The 24641-nt window shown below is 73.2% G+C and carries 21 protein-coding genes; 9 read left to right on the forward strand and 12 right to left on the reverse strand.

What is annotated here, in order from left to right; all coding sequences use genetic code 11:
* A partial coding sequence (locus NUV38_RS15335) for a DEAD/DEAH box helicase (RefSeq protein WP_308219703.1) occupies positions 1–1418 on the reverse strand: 1418 nt, incomplete at its 3' end.
* Between the two features lie 182 nt (positions 1419–1600).
* Here NUV38_RS15335 and NUV38_RS15340 point away from each other — a divergent pair.
* Entirely contained in the window at positions 1601–2329 is a 729-nt protein-coding gene (locus tag NUV38_RS15340) for a ferritin-like domain-containing protein (RefSeq protein WP_257729954.1), read from the forward strand.
* An 80-nt stretch (positions 2330–2409) separates the two neighbouring features.
* Here the strand turns inward: NUV38_RS15340 and NUV38_RS15345 are convergent, their stop codons facing one another.
* The 4 genes from NUV38_RS15345 to NUV38_RS15360 all read right to left on the reverse strand — a co-directional run bounded on the left by NUV38_RS15345 (position 2410) and on the right by NUV38_RS15360 (position 4771).
* On the reverse strand, positions 2410–3048 hold the full coding sequence (locus NUV38_RS15345; protein WP_257729955.1) for a hypothetical protein: 639 nt from the start codon (positions 3046–3048) through the stop codon (positions 2410–2412).
* 112 nt (positions 3049–3160) lie between these two features.
* Positions 3161–3805: a DUF2461 domain-containing protein gene (locus tag NUV38_RS15350; protein ID WP_257729956.1), complete on the reverse strand. Its 645-nt coding sequence runs from the start codon at positions 3803–3805 to the stop codon at positions 3161–3163.
* A 16-nt stretch (positions 3806–3821) separates the two neighbouring features.
* Positions 3822–4061 (reverse strand): DUF3107 domain-containing protein, encoded by a 240-nt coding sequence (locus NUV38_RS15355; RefSeq protein ID WP_055966615.1) that lies wholly within the window; start codon positions 4059–4061, stop codon positions 3822–3824.
* Between the two features lie 77 nt (positions 4062–4138).
* Positions 4139–4771, reverse strand: coding sequence for a TetR/AcrR family transcriptional regulator (locus tag NUV38_RS15360; RefSeq protein ID WP_257729958.1), 633 nt, complete (start codon positions 4769–4771; stop codon positions 4139–4141).
* Positions 4772–4952: 181 nt separating this feature from the next.
* On the opposite strand from NUV38_RS15360, the gene moeZ reads away from it, so the two are divergent.
* The 5 genes from moeZ (at position 4953) to nudC (ending at position 14867) form a co-directional block, all read left to right on the forward strand.
* Positions 4953–6125, forward strand: a complete 1173-nt coding sequence (gene moeZ, locus NUV38_RS15365) for an adenylyltransferase/sulfurtransferase MoeZ (protein ID WP_055966622.1) — start codon at positions 4953–4955, stop codon at positions 6123–6125.
* Positions 6126–7218: 1093 nt separating this feature from the next.
* On the forward strand, positions 7219–7530 hold the full coding sequence (locus tag NUV38_RS15370; protein ID WP_257729959.1) for an MGMT family protein: 312 nt from the start codon (positions 7219–7221) through the stop codon (positions 7528–7530).
* A gap of 31 nt (positions 7531–7561) precedes the next feature.
* On the forward strand, positions 7562–10837 hold the full coding sequence (locus tag NUV38_RS15375) for an ATP-dependent DNA helicase (protein WP_257729960.1): 3276 nt from the start codon (positions 7562–7564) through the stop codon (positions 10835–10837).
* A gap of 2 nt (positions 10838–10839) precedes the next feature.
* Positions 10840–13959 (forward strand): ATP-dependent DNA helicase, encoded by a 3120-nt coding sequence (locus tag NUV38_RS15380; RefSeq protein WP_257729978.1) that lies wholly within the window; start codon positions 10840–10842, stop codon positions 13957–13959.
* A 32-nt stretch (positions 13960–13991) separates the two neighbouring features.
* The gene (nudC, locus tag NUV38_RS15385) at positions 13992–14867 is read left to right on the forward strand and encodes an NAD(+) diphosphatase (protein ID WP_257729961.1); all 876 of its coding nucleotides are present in this window, start codon (positions 13992–13994) and stop codon (positions 14865–14867) included.
* A 161-nt stretch (positions 14868–15028) separates the two neighbouring features.
* Here the strand turns inward: nudC and NUV38_RS15390 are convergent, their stop codons facing one another.
* On the reverse strand, positions 15029–15274 hold the full coding sequence (locus NUV38_RS15390) for a mycoredoxin (protein WP_055966639.1): 246 nt from the start codon (positions 15272–15274) through the stop codon (positions 15029–15031).
* Between the two features lie 173 nt (positions 15275–15447).
* On the opposite strand from NUV38_RS15390, the gene NUV38_RS15395 reads away from it, so the two are divergent.
* Complete coding sequence (locus NUV38_RS15395) at positions 15448–17490, forward strand: ATP-dependent helicase (RefSeq protein WP_257729962.1); 2043 nt, start codon at positions 15448–15450, stop codon at positions 17488–17490.
* Here NUV38_RS15395 and NUV38_RS15400 read toward each other — a convergent pair.
* Positions 17487–18365, reverse strand: a complete 879-nt coding sequence (locus tag NUV38_RS15400; RefSeq protein ID WP_257729963.1) for a LysR family transcriptional regulator ArgP — start codon at positions 18363–18365, stop codon at positions 17487–17489. The genes NUV38_RS15395 and NUV38_RS15400 overlap by 4 nt on opposite strands.
* Positions 18366–18435: 70 nt before the next feature.
* On the opposite strand from NUV38_RS15400, the gene NUV38_RS15405 reads away from it, so the two are divergent.
* On the forward strand, positions 18436–19083 hold the full coding sequence (locus NUV38_RS15405) for a LysE/ArgO family amino acid transporter (RefSeq protein WP_257729964.1): 648 nt from the start codon (positions 18436–18438) through the stop codon (positions 19081–19083).
* 50 nt (positions 19084–19133) lie between these two features.
* Here the strand turns inward: NUV38_RS15405 and NUV38_RS15410 are convergent, their stop codons facing one another.
* The 3 genes from NUV38_RS15410 to NUV38_RS15420 all read right to left on the reverse strand — a co-directional run bounded on the left by NUV38_RS15410 (position 19134) and on the right by NUV38_RS15420 (position 21587).
* Positions 19134–20522: an AarF/ABC1/UbiB kinase family protein gene (locus NUV38_RS15410; RefSeq protein WP_257729965.1), complete on the reverse strand. Its 1389-nt coding sequence runs from the start codon at positions 20520–20522 to the stop codon at positions 19134–19136.
* 24 nt (positions 20523–20546) lie between these two features.
* A complete protein-coding gene (locus NUV38_RS15415) occupies positions 20547–21347 on the reverse strand; it encodes a hypothetical protein (protein WP_257729966.1) in 801 nt (266 codons plus the stop codon).
* Between the two features lie 81 nt (positions 21348–21428).
* A complete protein-coding gene (locus NUV38_RS15420) occupies positions 21429–21587 on the reverse strand; it encodes a DUF5679 domain-containing protein (RefSeq protein ID WP_164468777.1) in 159 nt (52 codons plus the stop codon).
* Positions 21588–22062: 475 nt separating this feature from the next.
* Between NUV38_RS15420 and NUV38_RS15425 the strand changes: the two genes are divergently transcribed.
* Positions 22063–22554, forward strand: coding sequence for a M48 family metallopeptidase (locus NUV38_RS15425; protein WP_257729967.1), 492 nt, complete (start codon positions 22063–22065; stop codon positions 22552–22554).
* Here the strand turns inward: NUV38_RS15425 and NUV38_RS15430 are convergent.
* Both NUV38_RS15430 and NUV38_RS15435 read right to left on the reverse strand, forming a co-directional pair.
* Entirely contained in the window at positions 22508–23062 is a 555-nt protein-coding gene (locus NUV38_RS15430) for an NUDIX hydrolase (RefSeq protein WP_257729968.1), read from the reverse strand. The two genes, NUV38_RS15425 and NUV38_RS15430, sit on opposite strands and share 47 nt — an antisense overlap.
* Positions 23059–24540 (reverse strand): zinc-dependent metalloprotease, encoded by a 1482-nt coding sequence (locus NUV38_RS15435; protein WP_257729969.1) that lies wholly within the window; start codon positions 24538–24540, stop codon positions 23059–23061. The genes NUV38_RS15430 and NUV38_RS15435 overlap by 4 nt, the downstream gene beginning before the upstream one ends.
* Positions 24541–24641: the final 101 nt, after the last annotated feature.

Below are 24641 nucleotides of genomic sequence, written 5' to 3' on the forward strand. Positions count from 1 at the left end.
CCCTCGCCACCCCGCCCGGACGCGCCGGCGGCCGAGCCGTTGCGGGCCGGTCGGTCCTGACCGGAACCGTTCTGCTGGCGGTCGTCGGAGCGTCGGCGGTCCGAGCCGCGGTTGCGGTCCCCGCCCTGGCTGCGCCCGCCCTGGCCGCGTCCGCCCTGGCCGCCACGGCCACGGTCGCCGTCCTTGCGAGGCTCCTTGGGCGACGGCGGCTTGAGCCGGCCCTTGACCGAGCGGTCGATGCCCAGGTCGTGGAACAGGTGGTCCGACGTGGAGTACGTCTCCTGGGGCTCGGCGAACGGCAGGTCCAGCTCGGCGTTGATCAGCTTCCAGCGCGACAGGTCGGCCCAGTCGACGAAGGTGACGGCGATGCCCGAGGCGCCGGCGCGACCTGTGCGCCCGATGCGGTGCACGTACGTCTTGTGGTCCTCGGGGCAGTTGTAGTTGATGACGTGGCTGATGTTCGCCACGTCGATGCCGCGTGCGGCGACGTCGGTGGCCACGAGCACGTCGACCTTGTGGTCGCGGAAGCCCTGCAGCGCCTTCTCGCGGGCGCCCTGCGCCATGTCGCCGTGCAGGGGCGACGCCGGGAAGCCGCGGTCGATGAGGTCGTCGGCCACGCGCTGGGCGGTGCGCTTGGTGCGGGTGAAGATGATGACGCGCTGGACGTCCTCGGCCTGCAGGATGCGGGCGATGACCTCGGCCTTGTCGAGCTCGTGCGCCTGCCAGACGAACTGGGCGGTGGCGGGAACGGTGTCGTTCTCCTCCGGCGACTCCGCCCTGATGTTCATGGGGTGGCGCATGTGCTTGCGCGCCAGCGACACGATGGCGCCCGGCATGGTCGCCGAGAACAGCATCGTCTGGCGGGTCTCGGGCGTCTTGGCCAGGATCGACTCGACGTCGGGCAGGAAGCCGAGGTCGAGCATCTCGTCGGCCTCGTCGAGCACGAGCGACTTGACGTGGGAGAGGTCGAGCGCGCCACGGTTGGCGAGGTCGAGGATGCGGCCGGGCGTGCCGACGACGATGTCGACGCCCTTCTCGAGCGCGTCGAGCTGGCCCTCGTAGGGGACGCCGCCGTAGATGGTGATGTTGCGGGTACCGCGCTTGGCCGAGGCCGTCTTGAAGTCGTTGGCGACCTGGAGCGCGAGCTCGCGCGTCGGGGCCACGACGAGGGCCTGGGGCTTGCCGGGGGCGGCCAGCTGGTCGTAGTCGGCGTCGTGCGGCGCGACGGTGCGCTGGATGACCGGGATGGCGAACGCCAGCGTCTTGCCGGTGCCGGTGCGGGCCTGACCGATGAGGTCGGTGCCCATGAGGGCCACGGAGAGGGTCATCTCCTGGATGGGGAACGGGCTGCTGATGCCGACCGCGTCGAGCGCGTCGGCGATCTCGGGCATGACGCCCAGATCGGTGAACGTGGTCACAGGTACTCGTCTTCGTGAGGGAACAGAGAGGGATCTCGATACGTGTCGTGTGTCGGCGACGACGGTGCGTCCGAGACCTCACGACGGAGATACGGCCCCAAGGGCACGGCCAGTCTACCCGTCTCGGCCCCTGCGGCGGCACACAGGCGGCGGCGGGTCCTCAGCGCGCTACGCTGCGGCGCATGGCGAAGAACGCGAAGTCGGGCCGCTCGGGCCGCCCTCCGGAGGCCCCCGCACCCTCGGCCCTGGACGATCCGGAGTACCGCCGCGGCGTCGTGGAGCTGCTCGGCGTGCTGGCCTTCGGCGAGCTGAGCGCGTGCGAGCGACTGGTCGCCGACGCCCAGATGGCGCCCGACCTGAGCAGCAAGGTCGAGGTGGCCACGATGGCCGCGGCGGAGTTCGACCACTTCGAGGTCCTGCGCGACCGCCTCGTCGAGATGGGCGAGGACCCGTTCGCCGCGATGGAGCCGTTCGAGGCCACGTTCGGTGACTTCCACCGCAAGACCCGTCCCGCCGACTTCGTCGAGGGCCTCGTGAAGGCCTACGTCGGCGACGGGCTCGCCGCCGACTTCTACCGCGAGATCGCCGCCTACCTCGACCCGGTGACCCGCGAGATCGTGGTCGACACGCTCAGCGGCACCGGTCACTCGGAGTTCGTCGTCGACCAGGTGCGCGCCGCGATCGAGGCCGACCCTCGGGTCGGCGGCCGCCTCGCGCTCTGGGGACGTCGGCTCATGGGGGAGGCGCTGCGGCAGGCCCAGACGCTCGTCGCCGAGCGCGACGCACTGAGCGCCGTCCTCGTCGGCGGCATCGAGACGCCCGGACTGGACCTGACGGCGATCTCGCGCATGTTCACCCGGATCACCGAGGCGCACACCGAACGCATGGCGCGCCTCGGCCTGGCGGCCTGACCCTCGGGTCTGTCCGCGCAGACGCGATCAGCTCCGGGCCGGCACGCACCGGTCGCGTCGCGACGGGACGGGACGGGGTGCTACTCCCACCGGACGAGGATCCAGCCAGCAGGGACGTCTTCGCGGCGCAGAGCGGTCAGCGCATGGTCGCGACCCTCCGCCGGGTCGTCTCCGCAGTAGAGGCTCCAGTCGATCTCGACGTACTCACCGTCCTCGTCGTACGTGCGGACGGAGAGGGCGGACACGATGAACCCAGCCGTCGCCAGTGCCTGCACGGCAGCGACCGCGTGGTCGTGCGGCCAGAGGACCGAACCCCACGGCTCGACCTTGGCGGCCTGCTTGACGGCCACCGGAACGAGCTCGAGGTCCCGGTCGGCCCGCGTCGAGTCGATGTAGTCCAGGAGCACCTCACCGACGTCGTGGCGCCAGGCCGGCTCGGCACTGCGGACGACGTCCATCACGTCCTCCGCAGAACGGATCGCGGCGTCGATGTAGCCGTTCGGCAAGGGCGTGTCGACGGGCCCGAGGTCGGAAGCAGGAACCGTGTCGAGGCGCCCCTCTGCGCGGTCGGCGGAGAAGTAGTCCATCAGCGATGCGAAGGCTCGTCGTCGCTCGTGGACGGACAGCGCCTCCAGGCCCGCGAGAGTGCGTGCCGTCATGGCCGTCGTCGGATCAGGCAGGGCGATCGAGTGCGTGACGCCGTCGTCGTCCTTCCACATGGGAAGAACCTAGACCAGAGGCGTCGGATCCCGCGGATCGTCGCGGACGACGAATGCCGCGACGCCGAGCAGGCACGGCCCGCTGGGACTCCGGATGGTCCGGTGGTGCGGCTCAGCCGCGGACGTGGGTGAGCACCCAGTCCAGGAACGGCCGTCCGGCACGCCAGTCCTCGCGCACGCGCTCGAGGAGCTCGGCGGTGTGCACGTACGGCTCGAAGCCGTGGTCGCGCCCGAGCGTGAGCGTGCGGTGACGCAGCAGGTCGATGCGCGGATGGTCGGCCGACCAGCCGCGCGGCGCGGTCTTGACGGCGTCGCCGCCGACCGTCCAGCCCCGGCCCTCAAGACGCGCGACCATGTGCTGCAGCCCGGTCCCGAAGGTCTCGTGGTCGACGGCCTCCCGGAACGAGGCGAGCCGGGCGGGCGTGGCGTGGTAGAACCCGACGCCGGTGCGCACGCCCGGTGCACCCACCTGCACGTAGTAGCCCGTCCCAGGTGCCACCTGCACGAACGCGCCCTGGTGGGTCTTGTAGGGAGTCTTGTCGTGGGAGAACCGCACGTCGCGGAACGGGCGGAAGATCTTCGCGCGCTCACCCTCAGGGACGAACTCGTCGGCCAGCTCGGCCATGAGCGCGGTCATGGGCTGCTTGACCGCCGTGTCGTAGACATGACGGTGCTCCTCCCAGAACGCCTTCGTGTTGTCGACCTCGAGGTCGTCGTAGAAGTCGAGCGCCGCGACGGGGAAGCCCTGGAAGCTCATGCGCGCCCCCGGTCCGTCAGGTGGTCTCCTGCGTGACCGCACCGAAGCCGACCTTGCGACCGGTGTCGGCGGTGAAGTACAGGTAGGCGACCTTGTCGGCCGGGACCGCGACGGTGCGGTCCTTCTCGTCGGTGAGGCTGAAGACCGTCTCGTCCTTCAGGGCGGTGTCGAGCTTGGCGAGCACCGACTCGGGTGCCTCGTCGGTCTCGACGGACAGCTCGCGGGCGGCGTTCTGCACGCCGATCTTGACCTCCATGGTCGGTCCTCTCGTGATGTCTGGTGTGGTGCGGGTGTGGTGCCGGACGAGGTGCGGCCCGATCGGGCCGTGCCGCGTCAGGCGGGGTCGTTGGTCTCGCGGGGGAAGCCGCCGATGCCGCGCCAGGCGAGCCCGGCGACGAGCCGCACGGCGTCCTCCTGCGACAGCGACGAGGACTCCGAGAGCCAGTTGCGGGCGCCGACGTGGCCCATGCCCACGAGGCTGACGGCCAGCAGGTACGCGGCCTCCTGCGGCAGGCCGGTGTCCTCGCGGATCACCTCGGCGATCGCGACGGCCGACTCGCGCACGACCCGGTCGACCTGCTCGCGGACGTCGGGGTCGTTCGTGAGGTCGGACTCGAACACGAGCCGGAACGCGGCGCCCTGGTCGGCGACGTACTGGTACCAGAGCTCCATCGTGGCCTCGACGCGACGACGGTTGTCCTGGGTGGAGGCGAGCGCCTGCTTGACCTCGTCGACGACCTCGTCGCACGAGCTCTCGAGCAGGGCCAGGTAGAGGTCGAGCTTGCCGGGGAAGTGCTGGTACACGACCGGCTTGGAGACTCCGGCACGCTCGGCGATCTCGTCCATCGACGCCGCGTGGTACCCCTGCTCGACGAAGACCTCGAGGGCGACCTCCAGGAGCTGGGCGCGTCGGGCGCGCCGCGGCAGTCGGCCGGCGCGCGGACGCAGGGTGGGGGTCTCGCTCACCCGGTCAGCCTAGTGCCCCGTGCCACGCGGGCCCGTCGGGGCGCTCCGCGCGTCGCCGTGACGGCGGCGCGTCCCAGGGGGCGGACGGCACCCGGCGGTCGATGCCGGCGGGGGAACAATGGAGGACGCGCCCGGCGTTGACCCGGGAGTACCCCCATCACCGTCCCTGCGAGGAGCAGCCGTGGTCGCCCCCATCGTGGAACCCGCCGACGAACTCACCATCGACGAGGTCCGCCGCTACAGCCGGCACCTGATCATCCCCGACGTCGGGATGGACGGGCAGAAGCGGCTCAAGAACGCCAAGGTGCTGGTCATCGGTGCCGGCGGCCTCGGCAGCCCTGCCCTGCTCTACCTCGCCGCGGCCGGCGTCGGCACGCTCGGCATCATCGACGACGACGTGGTCGACGAGTCGAACCTGCAGCGTCAGGTGATCCACGGCCAGTCCGACATCGACCGGCCCAAGGCCGTGAGCGCCGCGGAGTCCGTGGCCGAGGTCAACCCGTACGTGAAGACCGTCGTGCACCAGGAGCGGCTCGACACCGACAACGTGCTCGACATCTTCGCCCAGTACGACCTGATCGTCGACGGCACCGACAACTTCGCCACGCGCTACCTGGTCAACGACGCCGCGGTCATCCTCGGCAAGCCGTACGTGTGGGGCTCCATCTACCGCTTCGAGGGCCAGGTGTCGGTGTTCTGGGCCCAGGAGGGTCCGCAGTACCGCGACCTCTACCCCGAGCCGCCGCCGCCGGGCATGGTCCCGTCGTGCGCCGAGGGCGGGGTGTTGGGCGTCCTGTGCGCGTCCATCGGCTCGATCATGGTCACCGAGGCCATCAAGCTGATCACCGGCATCGGTGACCCGCTCATCGGCCGCCTCATGGTCTACGACGCGCTCGAGATGCGGTACACGACGCTCAAGGTCCAGCGCGACCCGAACGGCGTGCTGCCCACCGAGCTGCTGAGCGACTACGAGGCGTTCTGCGGTGCGATCAGCGACGAGGCGGCCGACGCGGCGGCGGACTCGACGATCTCCGTGGGCACGCTCGACGGCTGGCTGAAGGAGCGTGCCGACGGTGGCCGCGACTTCGTGCTCGTCGACGTGCGCGAGCCGGTCGAGCGCGACATCAACCACATCCCGGGCTCGGTCCTCATCCCGAAGGGCGACTTCCTCAACGGCAAGGCGTTCTCCGAGCTGCCCGACGACAAGCAGGTCGTGCTCCACTGCAAGTCGGGCGTCCGGTCGGCCGAGGCGCTCGCCGTGCTGAAGGGCGCCGGCTACAAGGACGCCGTGCACGTCGGTGGCGGCGTCGTGGCCTGGGTCAACCAGATCGACCCGAGCCAGCCGACGTACTGACCTGCTGGACCCGCGAAGCCGCGGGGTGGGTGCCTTGGGCGCTCGCCTCGCGGCTTCGTCGCGTCGGGGGAGGGGCTCGTCGCCGGCGTCGGGTAGGTACGGGCGGCCTCGAGCGGCTCCGGTGCTGCGCCGCTGGGCTTCGCGTGGTGCCGGTGCTGCGCCTCCTCGGCTCGTCGTGGAGCCGGTCTTCGAGAGGGCCTCGACCGCGGCGGTGGGACTGGGCTCGGCTGGGTGTGCGGGGCGCGGATGAGTTCCCGCGTGCTGCTGCGTCGTCGTGACGCCGAGTGGGTGTGGTCTCCGAAAGGGCCTCGACCGGAGCGGGGGTCTGGGCTCGGGTGGGTCTGCGGGGCGCGGCTGGGTTCTCGCTCGCTGCTGCGTCGCTGTGGCGCCGCGTGGGCGTGGTCTCGAGAGGGCCTCGACCGGAGCGGTGGGACTCAGCTCGGGTGGGTCTGCGGGGCGCGGCCACGATTCTCCAACTGCGCGGGATCCACGCACGATTCTTCCTTCGCGTGGACCGTTCCTCGCGAAGGAAGCATCGTGGCGACGACCAGGGGCCCCGTACGGGTAGGGGTTCTCCCTTTCCGTGGAACGGTCCGCGCAAAGGGAGAATCCCTACCCCACCGCCGCGCACCATCGCCCCCGCGGACGCAGGATTCTGCCTTCACGTGCACCAACCCGAACGATGCTGCGTTCACGACCGGATCCCGTAGCGAACGCAGCATCCTTCGCCCCCTCACGCACGAACGCAGAACCTTGCGTCACCCCGAGCTGCGCTCCGAGTGCTCGCCCGAGCCCGGACCCGTCCGCCGGTCGAGGCCCTTTCGGAGACCGACCCGCCTCGCAGCCACAGCGACGCAGCAGCGGGAGAAGACCCACCCGCGGGAGCGCAGCAGCAGGAGAAGACCCACCCGCGGGAGCGCAGCAGCGGGAGAAGACCCACCCCGGGCGACGCAGCCGCAGCCGAAGACCCACCCGCGGGAGCGCAGCAGCAGGAGAAGACCCACCCGGAGCAACGCAGCCGCAGGTCGAGGCCCACCCGCACCCACGCAGCCGCAGCTCCAACCCCCAGCGCGACGTCGGGGATGATCGACCCATGGACGAGGCCTACGTCGAACGCGTGCTGAGCCTGGTGGAGCGCATCCCGGAGGGGAAGGTTCTCCCGTACGGGCGCATCGCGGAGCTGCTCGCGGACGGCTACGGGCCGCGGTACGTCGGACGGATCATGTCCACGCACGGCCACGCGGTCTGCTGGTGGCGGGTCCCGCGCGCCGACGGCACCATGGTGCCGCCGCTGATGATCGAGGCGCAGGCGCGCTGGGCCGACGAGGGGACGCCCGTGCGCAACGGCCGGGTGCACATGGCCGAGGCGCTGTGGACCGACGTCGATCCGGAGGGCTCGGTCTGAGCGTGTCGGTGGTCTCTGCTCAGATGGTGGGGTGACCACGACCGCGTACCGCCTGCAGCGCCCCGGTGGTCCGGCGTCGGCAGGTCCCGCGGTGGTGCTCGACCCCAGCCAGCAGGCCGTGCTCGACCACGTGGCCACGACCGGCGGACCGCTCCAGGTGCTCGCCGGGCCGGGCAGTGGCAAGACCACGACGCTGGTCGAGCTGGTGGCCCAGCGCGTGGAGTCCGGTGCGGTGCGCGCCGACGAGGTGCTCGTCCTCACCTTCAGCCGCGCGGCCGCTCAGGAGATCCGGGCCCGCATCGGGCGCCGGTTGGCCCGCACCACCTCCGCCACGTCGGCCATGACCTTCCACGCGTTCTGCTACGCGCTCGTGCGGGCCGAGCAGGACCTCGAGGAGTTCCGCCGGCCGGTCACCCTGCTCAGCGCACCCGAGCACGACGCCCGGCTGGCCGAGCTGCTCGACGGCACCGACCCCGAGAGCTGGCCGGTCCCGCTGCGCCAGGCGCTGCGCACCCGCGGCATGAGCACCGAGCTCCAGCGCCTGTTCGCCGCGGCGCGGGCGCAGGGACTCGACGCGGTCGACCTGCACGACATCGGCAGTGCGGCGGGCCGACCCGACTGGGTGGCGGCGTCGCTGTTCTTCGACGAGGTCACGGGCGTGGCCGCCCTCGAGGGCACCATCGACCACACCGACCTCGTGCACCACGCGGTCCGTCTGCTGGGCGACCCGGAGTGCCGCGACCGCTGGCGGCGTCGGCTCCGGCTCGTGGTGGTCGACGAGTTCCAGGACACCGACCCCCTGCAGGTCGAGCTGCTCCGACGGCTGGCCGGCGACGGCCGCGACCTCGTGGTGGTCGGCGACCCCTACCAGTCCATCTACGGCTTCCGCGGGGCCGACGTGCGCGGCACGCTCGACTTCGGGGAGCGGTTCGCCACCGTCCGCGGGCCGGCCCCGGCGCTCACCCTGGCCCGCACCAACCGCTACGGGGCCGCGATCGCCGACGCGGTCAGGTCGGTCGTCGAGAACCGCGGGGTGTTCGGAGCGCTCGACGCCGACCGCTTCGAGGCCCTGCGGTCGCCGGCCACCGACCCGTCGCGCACGGGTGAGGTGCAGGTGCGCACCTTCACGTCGGCCACGGCCGAGGCCGAGCACGTGGCGCTGCTGCTGCGCGAGGCCCACCTGGCGGCCGAGCCGCCGGTGCCGTGGGAGCGCATGGCCGTTCTGGTGCGGTCTGCCCCGCACCTCGACCGGCTGCACCGGGCGCTCGGCGCCGCAGGCGTCCCCGTCGACGTGGCGGGCGACGAGCTCCCGCTGGCCGTGGAGCCGGCGGTCCGTGCCCTGCTGGCCGGCCTGCACGCCGCCCAGGCCCTCATCGACCACGACGCCCTCGATCCCGAGGCCGCCACGGCGCTGCTCACCGGACCGCTCGGCGGTCTCGACGCCGCCGCGCTGCGTCGCCTCGGCCGGGTGCTGCGCACCGACGACACGGCCCGCAACGGCTCGCCCCGTGCGTCCCGGGTGCTGCTCGCCGAGGCGCTGGCCGACCCCCACCTGCTCGACACGCTGGTGGTCGAGGGCCCGGCTGCGTCGGCCGTCGACGCCGCCCGTCGCGTGGCCCGACTGCTCGCCTCTGCCGTCGCTCTCGTGCGTGGCGGCGCCTCCGCCGAGGAGGTGCTGTGGGAGCTGTGGGACGGCACGTCGTGGCCGGCCCGCCTGCGAGCCGAGGCCGAGGGTGGTGGCGACGGTGCGGCGCGTGCGCACCACGACCTCGACGCGTTGTGCGCCCTGTTCGCCGAGGCGGCCCGTGCCGAGGAGCGCCAGGCGCACCGCGGCGTCCGCGAGGTCGTGCGCGCCCTCGAGGCCCAGCAGATCCCCGCCGGGACCCTCACCGGGGCGACCGACCTCGTGTCGGGGGTCCAGCTCATGACCGCGCACCGCTCCAAGGGCCTGGAGTGGGACCTCGTCGTCGTTGCCGGGGTGCAGGACGGCGAGTGGCCCGACACCCGGTTGCGCAGCAGCCTGCTGCAGCCCGACCGCCTGACCCGCGGTGGCCTCGGACCGTACCCGTCGGTGCGCGAGGCCGTGGCCGAGGAGCGTCGTCTGTTCTACGTGGCGTGCAGCCGCGCGCGCGAGCGCCTCGTGGTCACCGCGGTCGCCAGCGGCTCCGACGAGGGCGACCAGCCCTCGCGCTTCGTCGGCGAGCTGCACGCGCACCTGTCGGCGTCCGACGACCCGAGCGCCCGCCCGGCCCCGCGGACCCTCCCGACGGCCGAGCACCGGCCACGCCGAGCACTGTCGCTGCGCTCGGCCGTGGCCGAGCTGCGCCGCATCGGCGAGCACACCCGTGACCCCGACGAACGTCGGCGCGTGGCCGAGCAGCTGGCCCGGCTGTCCACCCACCCGGCCGGTCGCTCGGCGCACCCGTCCGCCTGGTGGGGCCTGGCCGAGCGCACCGAGTCCGATGCTCCGTGGCGTCCCGACGACCAACCCCTGCGGCTCTCGGGCAGCCAGGTCTCGGCCCTCATGCAGTGCCCGCTGCGGTGGTTCCTCGACCACGAGGCCCACGGCGCGCAGGCCACCACGAGCGCGCAGGGCTTCGGCTCCATCGTGCACGCCATCGCCGCCGACGTCGTGCGGTCGGGTCGCGAGCCCGACGCCGACGAGCTCGCCACCCACCTCGACGACGTCTGGGCCCAGCTCGACCTCCCGCCGTGGATCAGCGACCGCGAACGCGGCGAGGCGGTGCAGGCGCTCGGACGCTTCGTCCAGTGGCACCGCGACAACCCGCGCGACGTGCTGGCGGCGGAGCACCCGTTCGAGGTCGAGCTCGAGGTCGAGGGGCGCGCCGTGGCGCTCAAGGGCTCGATGGACCGCGTCGAGAGGTCCGCCGACGGGGTCCACGTCGTCGACCTCAAGACCGGCAAGGGCTCGCCGTCGCGCGACGAGCTCGCCGAGCACCCCCAGCTGGGCCTGTACCAGCTGGTCGTCCAGCACGGCGCCACCCGGGACCTGGCCGGCGACGCGCCGCCGGCCGGGGCCGAGCTGGTCCAGCTGCGCCAGGAGAGTCGGGGCGCCACCAAGGTCCAGCAACAGGTCCCGCCGCCGTCCGACGCCCCGTTCTTCGCCGTCGAGCAGCTGCGCCGCAGCGTCCACACGCTCGTCCACGAGGAGGTCGCCGCCACCGAGGCCACCGGCGGGTGCGGGTACTGCCAGTTCACGCGGGTCTGTCCCGCCCACGACGCCGGCGCGTCGATCCTGGTCCGCGAGCACCGGCACGCTGCCACCGAGGAGGGGGAGACGTCGTGACCATGCTCGTCCGCGACATCGACCACCTGCGCGAGCTCACCGGCATCCCGTTCTCGCCGCCCCAGGCCGAGGCCATCACCGCCGGGCTCGACCGTCCGGGCGCGATCATCGCCGGCGCCGGGTCGGGCAAGACCACCGTCATGGCGGCGCGCGTGCTCTGGCTCGTGGGTCACGTCGGCATCGCGCCCGAGCGGATCCTCGGCCTCACCTTCACCAACAAGGCGGCCGCAGAGCTGGGGCAGCGCATCCGCGCCGACCTGGAGCACCTGCCCCACGACCCGCAGCAGCCCTGGGCCGACGTCACCGCGTCGACCTACCACGCCTTCGCCGGCTCCCTCATCGCCGAGCACGGCCTCCGTCTGGGCGTCGAGCCCGACCTGCGGGTCGTCACCGACGCCTCGCGCTTCCAGCGGGCGGCACGCGTGGTCAGCACCTACGACCGACCGCTCCAGCGCGTGAGCACGCACCTGCCCACGCTCGTCCAGGACGTCATGTCCCTCGACGCCCAGCTCTCGGAGCACCTCGTGGAGCCGGCCGAGCTGCGCGACCACGACGCGGCCGTCATCGCCGAGTACGACGCCGTCGGCAAGCCGGCCCTGCTCCGCGACGCGGCCGTCGCGGCGCAGAAGCGCACCGAGCTGAGCCTCCTGGTCGAGGCGTACCGAGCCGCGAAAGCCGACGACGGGGTCATGGACTTCTCCGACCAGATGGCGTGGGGTGCGCAGCTGGCCACGCTGCCCGAGGTGGGCCAGGCGCTGCGCGAGCGCTACGACGTCGTGCTGCTCGACGAGTACCAGGACACCTCGGTCGCGCAGCGCGACCTGCTCACGGCGCTCTTCGCAGGCCTGCCCGTCACCGCCGTGGGCGACCCCGCGCAGGGCATCTACGGCTGGCGTGGTGCTGCGGCCGGCAACCTCGAGGAGTTCCTCGACGACTTCCCGGCGGCCGACGGGTCGCGAGGACGGCAGTTCTCCCTCGTCGAGACCCGACGCTGCCCGCCCGAGGTGATCGACGCGGCGAACCACCTCGCCGCCCCCTTCTACGCCACGTCGTCGGTCGTGCAGCCGCTCACGTCGGCCGCGACGACGACCGGTCGGGTCGACGTCGCGCTGCACCGCACCGTCGACGACGAGATCGCCGCCATGGTCACCGAGATCGTCGCCGAGCACGACGGTGGCCGGGCCTGGAGCGACATCGCGGTCCTGGTCCGCGTCGGCCGCGAGAACGGCGAGATCGTCAAGGCGCTGCGCGACGCGCACGTCCCGTTCGAGATCGTGGGCCTCTCCGGCCTGCTGGCCCAGCCCGAGGTGCTCGACGTGCTGTCGCTGCTGGAGGTCGTCGACGACGTCACCGCCAACCCCGCCCTGCTGCGCCTGCTCACCGGGCCGCGCTGGAACATCGGCCCGCGCGACCTCGCCCTGCTCGGCCGTCGCGCCGCCTCGCTGAGCGGGCGCACCCTGGGTCGCGACGACGACAGCACCCTCGCGCAGGAGCTCGCCCGGGCGGTCGAGGGCACCGACCCCACCGAGGTGGTGGCGCTCGCCGAGGCCCTCGACGACCCCGGAGACCTGCCGTACGACCCCCGCGCGCGCCACCGGTTCGCCGACCTCGCGCGCGTGGTCCACCGGGTCAGGTCCCACGTGGGGGAGCCGCTGCTCGACCTGGCACGCCGCGCCGTGCGTGCCCTCGACCTCGACATCGAGCTCGAGGCGGGCGAGGTCGAGGGTGCCTCCGACAACCTGGCCACCTTCCTCGACGCGGTGGCCGACTACGCCGCGAGCGACCGCTACGCCTCGCTGACCGGGCTCGTGGCCTACCTGCAGGCCGAGAACGAGTTCAACGAGGGCATGGACGTCACGACGCCGTCGGAGTCCGACTCCGTCAAGCTGCTGACGATCCACCGGGCGAAGGGCCTGGAGTGGGGCGCGGTGTTCGTGCCGCTCGTGAGCGACGGGGTGTTCCCCTCGGGCCGGGGTCGGTCCAGCTGGCTGACCAACGGCTCGGTCCTGCCGTTCCCGCTGCGCGGCGACGCCGGCTCGCTCGCTCCGCTGACGGAGTGGACCCCGGCCGCGGGCAAGGAGTTCGACGCGCGACGCAAGGCAGACTCCCTCGGTGAGGAGCTCCGGCTGGGCTACGTGGCGTACACGCGCGCCAAGCAGCGGGTCGTCGTGAGCGGTCACTGGTGGGGGCGCACCCAGAAGAAGCCACGCGGCCCGTCGGACTTCCTGGTGCGCACCCGCGACCACCTGGCCGGCCTCGGGATCGAGCCGCTGGTCTGGTCCGATCCGCCCCCCGACGACGAGACCAACCCCCACCTGGTGCTGTCCGACGGCATCGCCTGGCCGGTGGAACCGCCACCGGTCGACGGCCGTCGCGCGCTGGCTCGCGAGGTGGAGGTGGTGCTGGCCTCGTCCGCCGAGCCGACGGCGGAGCTGCCCGTCCCGGGCGATCGGGTGGCCGAGCTGTCCCAGGAGATCGACCTGCTCCTGGCCGAGGCCGACGCGGCGGCCTCGGCGGAGCGGCCGGTGCCCCTGCCACCCACGCTCTCGGCCACCGCCGTGCTGGCCCTGGCCGACGACGAGTCGGCGTTCGCGCGCTCGCTCGCACGGCCCATGCCCCGCCGTCCGTCGGCCGCCGCACGCTTCGGCACCCGGTTCCACGCGTGGATCGAGGCCCACTACGGCCAGCAGCCGCTGCTCGACCCCGCCGACCTGCCCGGACAGGGCGACGTCGAGATCAGCGACGACGCCGAGCTCGACGAGGTCATCGCGCTGTTCGAGGCCGGACCGTTCGGCCAGCGCACGCCGTACACGGTCGAGGCGCCCTTCTCGTTGCTGCTCGGCGGTCAGCAGGTGGTGGGGCGGATCGACGCGGTGTTCTCGACGTCGACCCCCGAGGGATCCGGCTTCGAGGTCGTGGACTGGAAGACCAACCGGCAGGCCGACGCCGACCCGCTCCAGCTCAGCCTCTACCGGTTGGCGTGGGCCGAGCTGCACGACGTCGACCCGGCGCGCGTGTCCGGGGCGTTCTACTACGTGCGACGCGGTGAGGTGGTGCGGTTCGCGCCCGAGGAGCTGCTCGACCGCGCGGCGCTCGAGACGCTCCTCGCGCCTGGCGCGTGAGCCGCCGAGACCACCCCACCTAGGCTGTCGGGGTGAGTGATCCCGCACCGTTCGCCTTCGACCGCGCCCGCCACGACCGCGCCGGCCACCTGCGTGCCCACGACGCGTGGGACGGCCCCGACGTCGAGGTCCTGGTGCTCGGCGGCGAGCACGTGGCCACCGTCGACGGGCCCGCACTGCGGTGGCTCCCGCGCGACGAGGCGCCCGACGGCACCTGGATCTTCCTGGGCGAGCAGGATGGCGTCCGCCGCGCAGCCGTCGTGGTCGACCGGGTCTCCGCCGACCTGGCGCCGGTCAGCGTCCGGGTGCTGGCGCCGCTGCTGGGTGCCGACGAGCTGTCGGTGGCCGTGCACGCGGTGGGCATGGCGCGGTGGCTGGCGGCCACCCCCTTCTGCCCGCGCTGCGGTGGGGCCACGGAGGTCCAGGCGGCAGGCCACCTGCGGCATTGCACCCAGTGCGGGACGAACCACTTCCCGCGCACGGACCCCGCCGTGATCATGCTCGTGACCGACGACCAGGACCGGGCCCTCCTGGGCCATCAGGCGACGTGGCCCGAGGGGCGATGGTCCACGCTCGCGGGCTTCGTGGAGCCCGGCGAGAGCCTCGAGGACGCCGTGCGGCGCGAGGTCCACGAGGAGGCCGGCGTGGTCGTCGGCGAGGTCGCCTACGGCGGGAGCCAGCCGTGGCCGTTCCCTGCGAGCCTGATGCTCGGGTTCTTCGCCACGGCCGTCACCACGGACATCGAGGTCGACGGCGAGGAGCTCGGCGCGGCGCAGTGGGTCACGCGCGAGGAGCTGCGCGCCCAGGGTGAGGCCGGCACGCTCCTGCTGCCCCCGAGCGGCGTCTCCATCTCGAGCTGGCTCATCGAGTCATGGTTCGGCGAACCCATCCCGGCGGGCTGGTTCTGACCCACTGATCCTCTCGCCGACCGCGGCGTCCTCGCTGGTCAGAGGTAGGTGTGGCACCTCATCCGCTTCGCGAGAGGTGCCAGGCCTACCTCTGACGGTCTGGTTCGGTGCCAGGCCTACCTCTGACGGTCTGGTTCGGTGCCAGGCCTACCTCTGACGGGTCAGACGCCGAGCTGGGCCTTGACCTGGGCGACCGAGGGGTTGGTCAGGGCGGTGCCGTCGGCGAACACCAGCGTGGGCACGGTCTGGTTGCCGTTGTTGGCCTTCTCGACCACGGCTGCGGCCTCGGGCTGGGCCTCGATGTCGACCTCGGCGAAGTTGGTGATGCCCTCGCGCTGCAGCTGCGACTTGAGGCGGTGGCAGTAGCCGCACCACGGGGTCGAGTAGAGGGTGAAGTCGCCGGTCATCGTTGTCTCCTGTGACGTCTAGGGTGGTCCTGTCGAGTCAACGATCTCGCGCCCCGCGACATTCCACCTCCCCAGTGTGGCGAGTGCGGGTGCCGGCTCCCGGGAGTGACCGGCCCGACGTCACCAGCTCGACCTCACCGAACCGATCATCGACCCACCCGCAGGAGCGTGCGTTGCCCACCCCCGAGGACCTCCTGGAGAACCTCGACCCCGAGCAGCGGGCGGCCGCCACCGCGCTGCGGGGGCCGGTCTGCATCGTGGCCGGTGCCGGCACGGGCAAGACCCGGGCCATCACCCACCGCATCGCCTACGGCGTCGCCACGGGCCTGTACGTCCCCACCGAGGTCCTGGCCCTCACCTTCACGACCCGCGCCGCCGGTGAGATGCGGGGTCGCCTCGCACAGCTGCAGGCACCGGGGGTGCAGGCGCGCACCTTCCACTCGGCCGCGCTGCGCCAGGCGCGCTACTTCTGGCCGCAGGTCTACGGCACCGAGCTCCCCGAGATCGTCGCCTCCAAGTTCGGCCTGGTCGCCGAGGCCGCCAACCGCGAAGGCATCCGGCGCCCCGACAACGCCGTCATCCGCGACCTCGCCGCCGAGGTGGAGTGGGCCAAGGTCAGCAACGTCCGTGGCACCGACTACCCCGACGTCGCACGGCGCCGGGGTCGCGAGGTCGCCGACCTCGACCCCACCCGCGTCGCGGCCGTCATGAGCGCCTACGAGGACGTCAAGCGCGAGCGGGGGCGCATCGACTTCGAGGACATCCTGCTCATCACCGCGGCGATCCTCGCCGACGACGAGCGCATCGCCGCGCAGGTCCGGCGCCAGTACCGCTGGTTCGTGGTCGACGAGTACCAGGACGTCAACCCGCTCCAGTCCACGCTGCTCGACCTCTGGCTCGGCGGCCGCGACGACGTGTGCGTCGTCGGTGACCCGCGGCAGACGATCTACACGTTCGCCGGCGCCTCGCCGCGCATCCTCGGTGACTTCGCGCAGCGATACCCCGACGCCGAGCGGATCCAGCTGGTGCGCAACTACCGCTCCACGCCGCAGGTGGTCGCGGTCGCGAACGCGGTGTTCCAGGGGGCCGCAGGTGAGGCGCACGGCCGACCGCTGCAGTCGCAGGCCGCGCCCGCGGAGCCCGTCCGCTACCTCGGCCACGACGACGAGCCGAGCGAGGCCGCGTCGGTGGCCGACGAGATCGTGCGTCTGCACCGCTCGGGCGTGCCGTACCGCGAGATGGCGGTGCTGTTCCGCATCAACGCGCAGTCCGAGGCGTTCGAGGAGGCCTTCGGCGAGCGCGACATCCCCGTCACCCTGCGCGGGGTCGAGGGGTACTTCCAGCGGGCCGAGGTCCGCCAGGCGGTCACGCTGCTGCGCGGTGCGGCGCGGGCCGGCGACGACGGCACCGACGCCACCACCGATGCCGGGTCACCGGACCACGGGCGTCTCGGGCACGAGGTGCGCGCGGTGCTGGCGAGCATGGGCCACACCGAGACGGCACCGTCCGGCAGCGGCGCCACCCGCGACCGGTGGGAGTCGCTGCACGCGCTCGTCACCATGGCCGACGACCTCGCCGAGGCCCGCAGCGACGCCACCCTGGCCGACCTCCTGGCCGACCTCGAACGACGGGCCCAGGCGTCGCACGCACCCACGGCCGAGGGCGTCACGCTGGCCACCCTCCACGCCGCCAAGGGCCTGGAGTGGGACGCCGTGTTCTGCGTCGGCATGCACGAGGGCATGCTCCCGATCGTCCACGCCGACACCCCCGAGGGGGTCGCCGAGGAGCGTCGGCTGTTCTACGTCGGGGTCACCCGGGCACGCCGCCACCTGACGATCTCCTGGTCGCGGGCCCGCAAGCCCGGCGGACGCCAGGGCCGCAAGCCCACCCGGTTCCTCGACCCTCTGCTGCCGCCGGACCACCCGTCCCGTGGCGGCACGGTGGGTCCGCGGCCCAAGAAGCGCACCAACACCGAGCTCGAGGCGCTCGACCCGGCCGACCGTGCCCTGTTCGACCGGCTCAGGCAGTGGCGGAGCGAGCAGGCGGCCGAGGCCAAGGTCCCGGCCTACGTCGTGTTCACCGACGCCACGCTGCTCGCACTGGTGGAGCTGCGCCCACGGGACGAGCGCGGTCTCGTGGGCATTCCCGGCATCGGTCAGACCAAGCGCGAGCGCTACGGCGAGGGCGTGCTGGCGGTGCTCACCGCGTCGGACTAGGCGCGCGCGAGGGTCGAGCGGGCGGTCCCCACCACGGCGTCGGTGAGCCCGTCGAGCAGCGACGAGGGCGTGCGCCACCGCTGCCAGCACAGGACGGTGCGCATCGTCGGGCCGCCCAGGTCCACCAGGTGCGGGTGCTCCCGCGCGTGCTGTCGCGGAACCAGCCCCCAGCCGAGGCCGAGCGCGACCGCGCGGGTGAAGTCGTGCGACGAGGGGACCAGGTGGCGCGGCGCGGCGTCGGCATCGACCTCACGCGTGGCGAGCCAGTCCTGCTGGAGCGTGTCGGTGCGGTCGTAGTCGACGCGCGGGGCTTCCCGGAGGGCCACGGCGTCGACGCCCTCCGGCGCCCAGCGTCGGAGCCACGACGGCGCGGCCATGGCGCGGTACTCGATCGCGCCGAGTGGATCGACGCGGCACCCCGGAACGGGGTCGGTCTGCGCGGTGATCGCCGCGACGACCGTCCCGTCCTCGAGCATCCGAGCGGTCCGGCTCTGGTCCTCGCGGTGCAGCTCGACCTCCACGTCGTGCGAGGCGGTGAACGTGGCCAGCGCGTCGAGGAACCAGGTGGCCAACGAGTCGGCGTTGACGGCCACCGCCAGGTGCGGTCGACGTGGGCCGGTGAGACCGAGCTCGGTGGCGACGTCCTGGTCGAGCAGGGCCACGCGGCGGGCGTACCGCAGGACGGCCTCACCGGCAGCCGTGGGCCTGACCGGGGTGGAGCGGACGAGCAGCCTCTGCCCGAGCGTCTGCTCGAGCGCCTTCACCCGCTGGCTCACCGCCGACGGGGTCACGTGCAGCCGACGCGCCGCAGCGTCGAAGGTCCCGGCGTCGACGACGGCGGCCACGGTCCGGGCGGCCACGGGATCGGTCCACATGAAGCCATGCTAATGCCGCTGCACTATTCTTCGCTGTACCTGAAGATCAATCATCCCTAGCGTGGGCGCCATGACCAGCCTTCTCGCGGGACTCGGCACCGGCCTCGCGCTCATCGTGGCCATCGGCGCACAGAACGCGTTCGTGCTGCGCCAAGGCCTTCGCCGCGAGCACGTGGGCCTCGTGGTCGCCGTGTGCGCGGTCTCCGACCTCGTGCTCATCGGCGTGGGCGTGACCGGCCTCGGCCGTGTCGTCGACGCCGTCCCGTGGTTCGTCGACGCGGCGCGGTGGGGTGGTGCGGCCTTCCTCGCGGGGTACGCGGTCCTCGCGGCACGACGGGCCCTGTCGTCGAGCGGGGAGGCACTCGAGGTCGGCTCGGGAGCGGTCAGCTCGGACGACGACCGTGCCGTCGGGGTGCTGAAGGTCCGCTCCTCCGCCACCCGCGTCGCGGCGACCGCTCTGGCACTGACGTGGTTGAACCCGCACGTGTACCTCGACACGGTGGTGCTCCTCGGCTCGGTGGCCGCCTCCCACGGGGGGAGCCGCCTCTGGTTCGCGGTCGGCGCGATGGCGGGGAGCGTGCTCTGGTTCAGCGGCCTCGGGTACGGCGCGCGGCACCTCGGCCGGTGGCTGCGGGACGCGAGGGCCTGGCGGATCCTCGACGGAGTCATCGCCTGCCTGATGCTCGTGCTGGCCGGCACGCTGGTCGTGGGCGGCTGAGGGGCGGAGCTCTCAGGGCGGTGTGGCCGAGCCGGGCCGACCGGACCCCGTCACTCCGGCGGTGCCGACGGGGACGGGACGAAGCCCGGGACGGACTCCTCCAGGATCGCGCGGAACGGGGCGGTGGCACCGAGCTGGCAGAGCACGCCGACGCCGCCGATCCACACCCGGTGGATCAGCAGGTACTCCGGCGGCAGGTTGATCTTCAACGACGTCGACATGCCCTCGCCGCCGAGTCCCACCCGGGTGGCCTGGTCGCGCAGCCAGGCCCGCGAGAAGGTGAACTCCTCGGCCACGGCGGGCTCGACGAACGGCGCGACGTACGCGGCCATCACCTCGGGGTCGATCTTCGTGCCGGGGCGCAGGAAGCCCTCGGCGCGCAGCCCCTCGGTGACGGCGTCGGCATCGCCGGTGGCCGCGGCCGTGAGCAGCGGACCCAGGGCGCGCGGGAGACCGTCGGGGAGATGCGCGACCGCGCCGAAGTCGACGATCCCCAGACGCCCGTCGGGCAGGATCCGGAAGTTGCCGGGGTGCGGATCGGCGTGCAGCATGCCCACGCGATCGGGGCTCGCGAGCAGGAACCGCACGTACCGCGAGCCGTAGAGGTCGCGGTCGGCCTGGCTGCCGGAGCGGATCAGCTCGGCGAGCGAGCTCGTGCTCTCCATCCACGCGCTCACGAGCACCCGCTCGGTGCCGTCGACGACGGCCGGGACCATGAGGTCGGGGTCGTCGCGGTACTCCTCGTGGAAGCGCTGCTGCGCCGAGGCCTCGAGCCGGTAGTCGAGCTCCTCGACCACGCGCTCCTCCAGCTCGGCGAGCAGGGCCTTGACGTCGATGCCGGGTGCGAGGACGCCGAGGAGTCGCGAGATCCTGGAGAGCTGGCGCAGGTCCGACCGCAGGGCCTTCGCGGCACCCGGGTACTGGATCTTGACGGCGACCTCGCGGCCGTCGTGCCAGCGCCCGCGGTGCACCTGACCGATGGACGCGGCCGCGGCCGGCTGGTCGCCGATCTCCACGAGGCGCTCTCGCCAGTCCTCGCCCAGCTCGGCGGCGAGCTGGCGGTGCACGACGTCCACGGGCATCGGCGGCGCGGCGTCCTGGAGCTTGGTGAGGGTCTCGCGGTAGGGCGCGGCGATCTCCTCGGGCAGGGCGGCCTCGAAGATGCTCATGGCCTGGCCGACCTTCATGGCCCCGCCCTTGAGCTGTCCGAGCACGGTGAAGACCTGCTCGGCGGTACGGCGCTGCACCTCGGTGACCACGGCGTCGGCGGGTGCGCCCCCGATGCGGCGTCCGACGCCGAGGGCCGTCCGCCCCGCGAAGCCCACGGGGAGCGCCGCGAGCCTGGCCCCACGGGTGAACGCACCGACGGGCAACGACGAGCGCGAGCGTCGGCTCGAACCACCGTCGGTGGGCTCGACCTCGTCCTCGTCATGGGTCACGCCCTCAGGATAGGTCGATCGTCCTCACTCGGCCCGGTGCAGGAGGCTCGTGCAGCCCTCGTGGACCACGACGGCTTCGTGCTCGAGACGTCTGCCTCCGAGGTGCAGCACCGCTCCCACCGTCTCGGGTCGGCGGCGCTCGGCCCACGCGAGGGTCTGCTCGGCCGCGAGAGCGGCGGCTCGGAGCACCAGGCTCGTGGCCGGACGGGGTGGCGGAGCCGGGACGAGGGGACGGCCGAGCTGGGGAAGGGTGGCGCGCCACGCCGGGTCCCACGCGGCGCGCGCGGCGTCGTGGCAGCCCAGGCACGGTGTGCGACCGGCGAGCGTGAGCGGACCCAGACGCCCCCAGTCGTCGCCGAGCACGACAGGCAGGACCGGCACGCCGGTCTCGACGGCGCGCGCCACCCAGCTGCGCGGCGGCTCGCCCGCCGCCACCAGGACGAGGAGCGCCGCCTCGTCGGACGGGTCCGGACGCAGTCCGAGGTCGTCGAGGGCGGTCCGGACGAGCGCGGCCGCCCTCTGGCTGCCACCCCAGGCCTGCACGCGCAGCGTGAGCGCCGGGGGCGCAGCGGGCGGGTGCGGGTCGAGTGCGCCTCGCGCCACGAGCTCGTGGACCACGGCCGTCACGTCGCCGACGAGCTCGGGCACCCGTTCCGACGCCAGCTGGGCGACCGCGTCGAGCCCGCGCCCGTCGAGCAGACGCAGCAGCCGCACGAGTCCGGGCCGGTCGGGAACCAGGACGCCCGGCCGACCACCGACGACGAGGGTGCGGGCGTCCCGACGGACGACGTCGCCACCGGGGGGCAGGACGGGCCGCAGCTGCATGGCCCCAGCCTGGTCAGCCTGCCCCGCCCTGGCGAGGCCGACGTCCACAGCGGACGGGGCCGAGCAGGTGCAGGGTCCGGCTCAGGCCTTGCCGAGGATGCGGTTGAGCTTGGTGCCGCACTCCGGGCAGGTGCCCTTCGCCATCCGCGTGCCCTTCTCGCTGACGACGACGTCGCCCGTGGCCTCGCGCTTGTCCTTGCACTTGACGCAGTAGAACTCGCCGCTCCAGGTCTCCGACATGGCTGCCTCCCGTGGGTGTGGTGCTCGTCACACGCACTCTAGCGGCCACCGGGTCCTGCGGCCTCGAACGGCGGGTCGGCGGGTGCTCCCGAACGGCCCTGGAGGGTGCCGCCGGAACCGGAGGTCCCGGGGGCGGAGGCGGACATGGAGCAGCCGGGCTCCCGAGGGGGTCTGCCTTCCCCTGCGGACCGTGTTCGGGAGCCCGGCTGAGGGACAACGTAGGGGTCGGGGGAGTCGGCGTCAACCGATCTGCGGAACTGGTTGTCCACTCCTGTGGACAAGGTTGTGGGGAACATGTGGGGATCGCCGGAGAGGGGTGTGGACGGCCGGTGGACAGACCGCCGCCGGACGGTGCATGGGCGGGTGGTCAGGCGCCGGTGCACCCCTGTGACCTGCACGGAGTCCGACGCGTCCGGCGGGGAGCCTGTGGACGGAGAGATCCTTGCCCGTGGGGTCGTGTCCTACCGTGCTCGACGTGGGCGAGGTGGAGATCAGACGCAGTGCGCGCCGTCGGCGGACCATCCAGGCGTACCGCGACGGCGACCGGACGATCGTGCTCGTGCCGGCGCACCTGACCCCCGAGCAGGAGCGCGAGGAGGTGGCCCGTCTCGTCGCGCGCCTCGACGCCCGAGCCGAGCGGTCACCGCGCAGCGACGCCGCCCTCATGGCACGGGCGCTCGAGCTCTCCGAGCGCTACCTGGACGGCCGGGCCCGACCCACGTCGGTGCGGTGGGTCACGAACCAGAGCATGCGCTGGGGCTCGTGCACCGCGTCCACCGGAACCATCCGCATCTCCCACCGGGTCCGGGACATGCCCGACTACGTCGTCGACCACGTGGTCCTGCACGAGCTCGCCCACCTCGTGGAGGCCAACCACTCACGACGGTTCTGGGCGCTCCTCGAGGGATACCCCCACGCGGTCAAGGCCGAGGGGTTCCTCGAAGGCGTGTCCTGGCAGCAGCGATGAGGGCGAGCGTGTCGGCGTCGGTCGGCTCCACGGTCTCGTCCACGCCGAACCAGCGCACCGGGTCCTCGCCCTCGGCCACCACCGGCTCGGCCCCGACCGGCGCCACGGCGAGCAGCTGCACGTCGAGGTGGTGTCCGCCGGGGGAGCAGAACGGCACGGCGTGGTGCGACAGCCTGAGCGGGACGGGATCCAGCCGCAGCCCCTCGATGCCGGTCTCCTCGAGCGCCTCGCGAGCACCGGCGCCGACGACGTCGACGTCCTCCGGCTCGCAGTGACCGCCGGTCTGCAGCCACAGCCCGGCCTTGGCGTGCCGCACGAGCAGCACACGCTCGGCGTCGGCCGTGATCACCAGGGCGCTCACGGTCAGGTGGTCGGGACGGCACGAGCGCAGCATGCCGTCGGGTGCTGCCGCCAGGTGCTCCAGGTAGCGCAGGCGCAGCGCCTCCTGGTCGCCGTCGGGCGCCGTCCACGCCTCGAGGGTGTGGACGGCACTGGTGTGCAGGCTCACCGCTCGTCGTCGGGCGAGGAGTCGGGCTCCTGCGACAGCAGCTCGTCGAGCGCCGCGTCGAAGCCGTCGTCGGTCGTCTCGCCGCTGGCGAAGCCCAGCGGGTCGTCGAGGTCGGCCGCCGTGGGCATGAGGTCGGGGTGGGTCCAGGCCGCGTCGCGAGCCGCCGGTCCCTGACGGTCGCGGACGGCGGCCCACAGGTTGGCCGCGTCGCGCAGTCGCCGAGGGCGGAGCTCGAGCCCCACCAGGGAGGCGAAGGTCTGCTCGGCCGGCCCGCCGGTGGCGCGACGACGTCGCACGGCCTCGGCGAGGGCCGGGGCCGACGGCATGTCGGCAGCGGCCTGGGCGACGACCTCGTCGACCCACCCCTCGACGAAGGCCAGCAAGGTCTCGAGCCGCTCGACGGCGTGCTGCTGGCCGGGCGTGCGCTTGGGCTCGAACAGCCCACCCTGCATCGCCTCGGCGATCGCCTCGGGCCGGGTGGGATCGATCTCGCGCACCTGGGCCTCGATGGCCTCGACGTCGATCCGGGTGCCGCTGCCGAACTCGTCGATCGCGCCGACCAGGGCCTGCTCGAGCCACGGGGCGTGGGCGAACAGACGGTGGTGCGCGCACTCACGGAGGGTGACGTGGAGCAGGACGTCGGCCGGGGAGTGCTCCAGGCCCTCGCCGAAGGCCGCCACGTTGTGCGGCAGCACGGCTGCCACGCCGCGGGGGCCCATCGGCAGGCCGATGTCGGTGGACGACAGCACCTCGGTGGCGAGTCCGGCGAGCCCCTGGCCGATCTGCTGGGCGAACATGGCGCTGCCGGCCTGGTTGAGGATGCCGATGAGGGGGCCGGCCATCGCGCGGGCCTCCTCCGGGATGGCCTGGCCGATCGCGCCGACCACGTTGTCGGCGATCGGCTCGACGAGGCGACGCCACGACGTGCCGGTGGCCTCGATCCACTCCGCGCGGCTCCAGGCGGCGGACGAGGTGGCGGCGGCAGGGACGTCGGTGACGCGGTCGAGCCAGGACTCGGCCAGGCGCACGGCGTCGGCGACGGCGCCCACCTGGCCCCCGTGCGGGGCCGGGTCGGGGCCGGCGGCGGCCACGGCCTTGCGCGCCACGTCGCGGGCGGTGCCGAAGTCGACGGATCCGTCCGATCCCGCCCCGCTGAACATCTGCTGCATCTGGCCGAAGAGCGCGCTGAGGTCGGGGGTCTGGCCGCCGAAGCCGGCCGCCGGGCCGCCCGCACCCGGCGCACCACCCATCGACCCGCCGAGGGCACCGAAGATCTGCTCGAGCGGGGTCCCGGCGAAGGGGTTCTGGCCGGCGGGTCCGGAATCGGCAGAGCCGGGGCTGGTGGGCTCGGGTCCGAAGCGGGGCTGCCCCGACGCCCCGCCAGGGGTGCTGCCAGGTGTGTTGCCAGACGTGCTGTCGGGATGGGGGTCCCGCGGGTCCTCGTCGGCGTCGTCGCGGTCGTCAGGATGGTCGGCCATGACGCCAGGGTATCGAGAGGGCCCACGGCCAGGACGTCTCGCGCAGCGGTGCGGTCTCGAGGTCCGGGGCCGTCGGCGTGCTCGGGCGGACCGCACTACCG

Origin of the sequence: Aeromicrobium sp. 50.2.37, from assembly GCF_024655735.1 — a bacterium.
In the GTDB taxonomy this organism is placed as follows: Bacteria; Actinomycetota; Actinomycetes; order Propionibacteriales; family Nocardioidaceae; genus Aeromicrobium.

Excerpts from the sequence above, each read along its gene's own strand:
- NUV38_RS15340 (WP_257729954.1), top strand. The coding sequence starts at position 1,601 with ATGGCGAAGAACGCGAAGTCGGGCCGCTCGGGCCGCCCTCCGGAGGCC.
- NUV38_RS15345 (WP_257729955.1), bottom strand. The coding sequence starts at position 3,048 with ATGTGGAAGGACGACGACGGCGTCACGCACTCGATCGCCCTGCCTGAT.
- NUV38_RS15350 (WP_257729956.1), bottom strand. The coding sequence starts at position 3,805 with ATGAGCTTCCAGGGCTTCCCCGTCGCGGCGCTCGACTTCTACGACGAC.
- NUV38_RS15355 (WP_055966615.1), bottom strand. The coding sequence starts at position 4,061 with ATGGAGGTCAAGATCGGCGTGCAGAACGCCGCCCGCGAGCTGTCCGTC.
- NUV38_RS15370 (WP_257729959.1), top strand. The coding sequence starts at position 7,219 with ATGGACGAGGCCTACGTCGAACGCGTGCTGAGCCTGGTGGAGCGCATC.
- NUV38_RS15380 (WP_257729978.1), top strand. The coding sequence starts at position 10,840 with ATGCTCGTCCGCGACATCGACCACCTGCGCGAGCTCACCGGCATCCCG.
- NUV38_RS15390 (WP_055966639.1), bottom strand. The coding sequence starts at position 15,274 with ATGACCGGCGACTTCACCCTCTACTCGACCCCGTGGTGCGGCTACTGC.
- NUV38_RS15400 (WP_257729963.1), bottom strand. The coding sequence starts at position 18,365 with ATGTGGACCGATCCCGTGGCCGCCCGGACCGTGGCCGCCGTCGTCGAC.
- NUV38_RS15405 (WP_257729964.1), top strand. The coding sequence starts at position 18,436 with ATGACCAGCCTTCTCGCGGGACTCGGCACCGGCCTCGCGCTCATCGTG.
- NUV38_RS15415 (WP_257729966.1), bottom strand. The coding sequence starts at position 21,347 with ATGCAGCTGCGGCCCGTCCTGCCCCCCGGTGGCGACGTCGTCCGTCGG.
- NUV38_RS15420 (WP_164468777.1), bottom strand. The coding sequence starts at position 21,587 with ATGTCGGAGACCTGGAGCGGCGAGTTCTACTGCGTCAAGTGCAAGGAC.
- NUV38_RS15435 (WP_257729969.1), bottom strand. The coding sequence starts at position 24,540 with ATGGCCGACCATCCTGACGACCGCGACGACGCCGACGAGGACCCGCGG.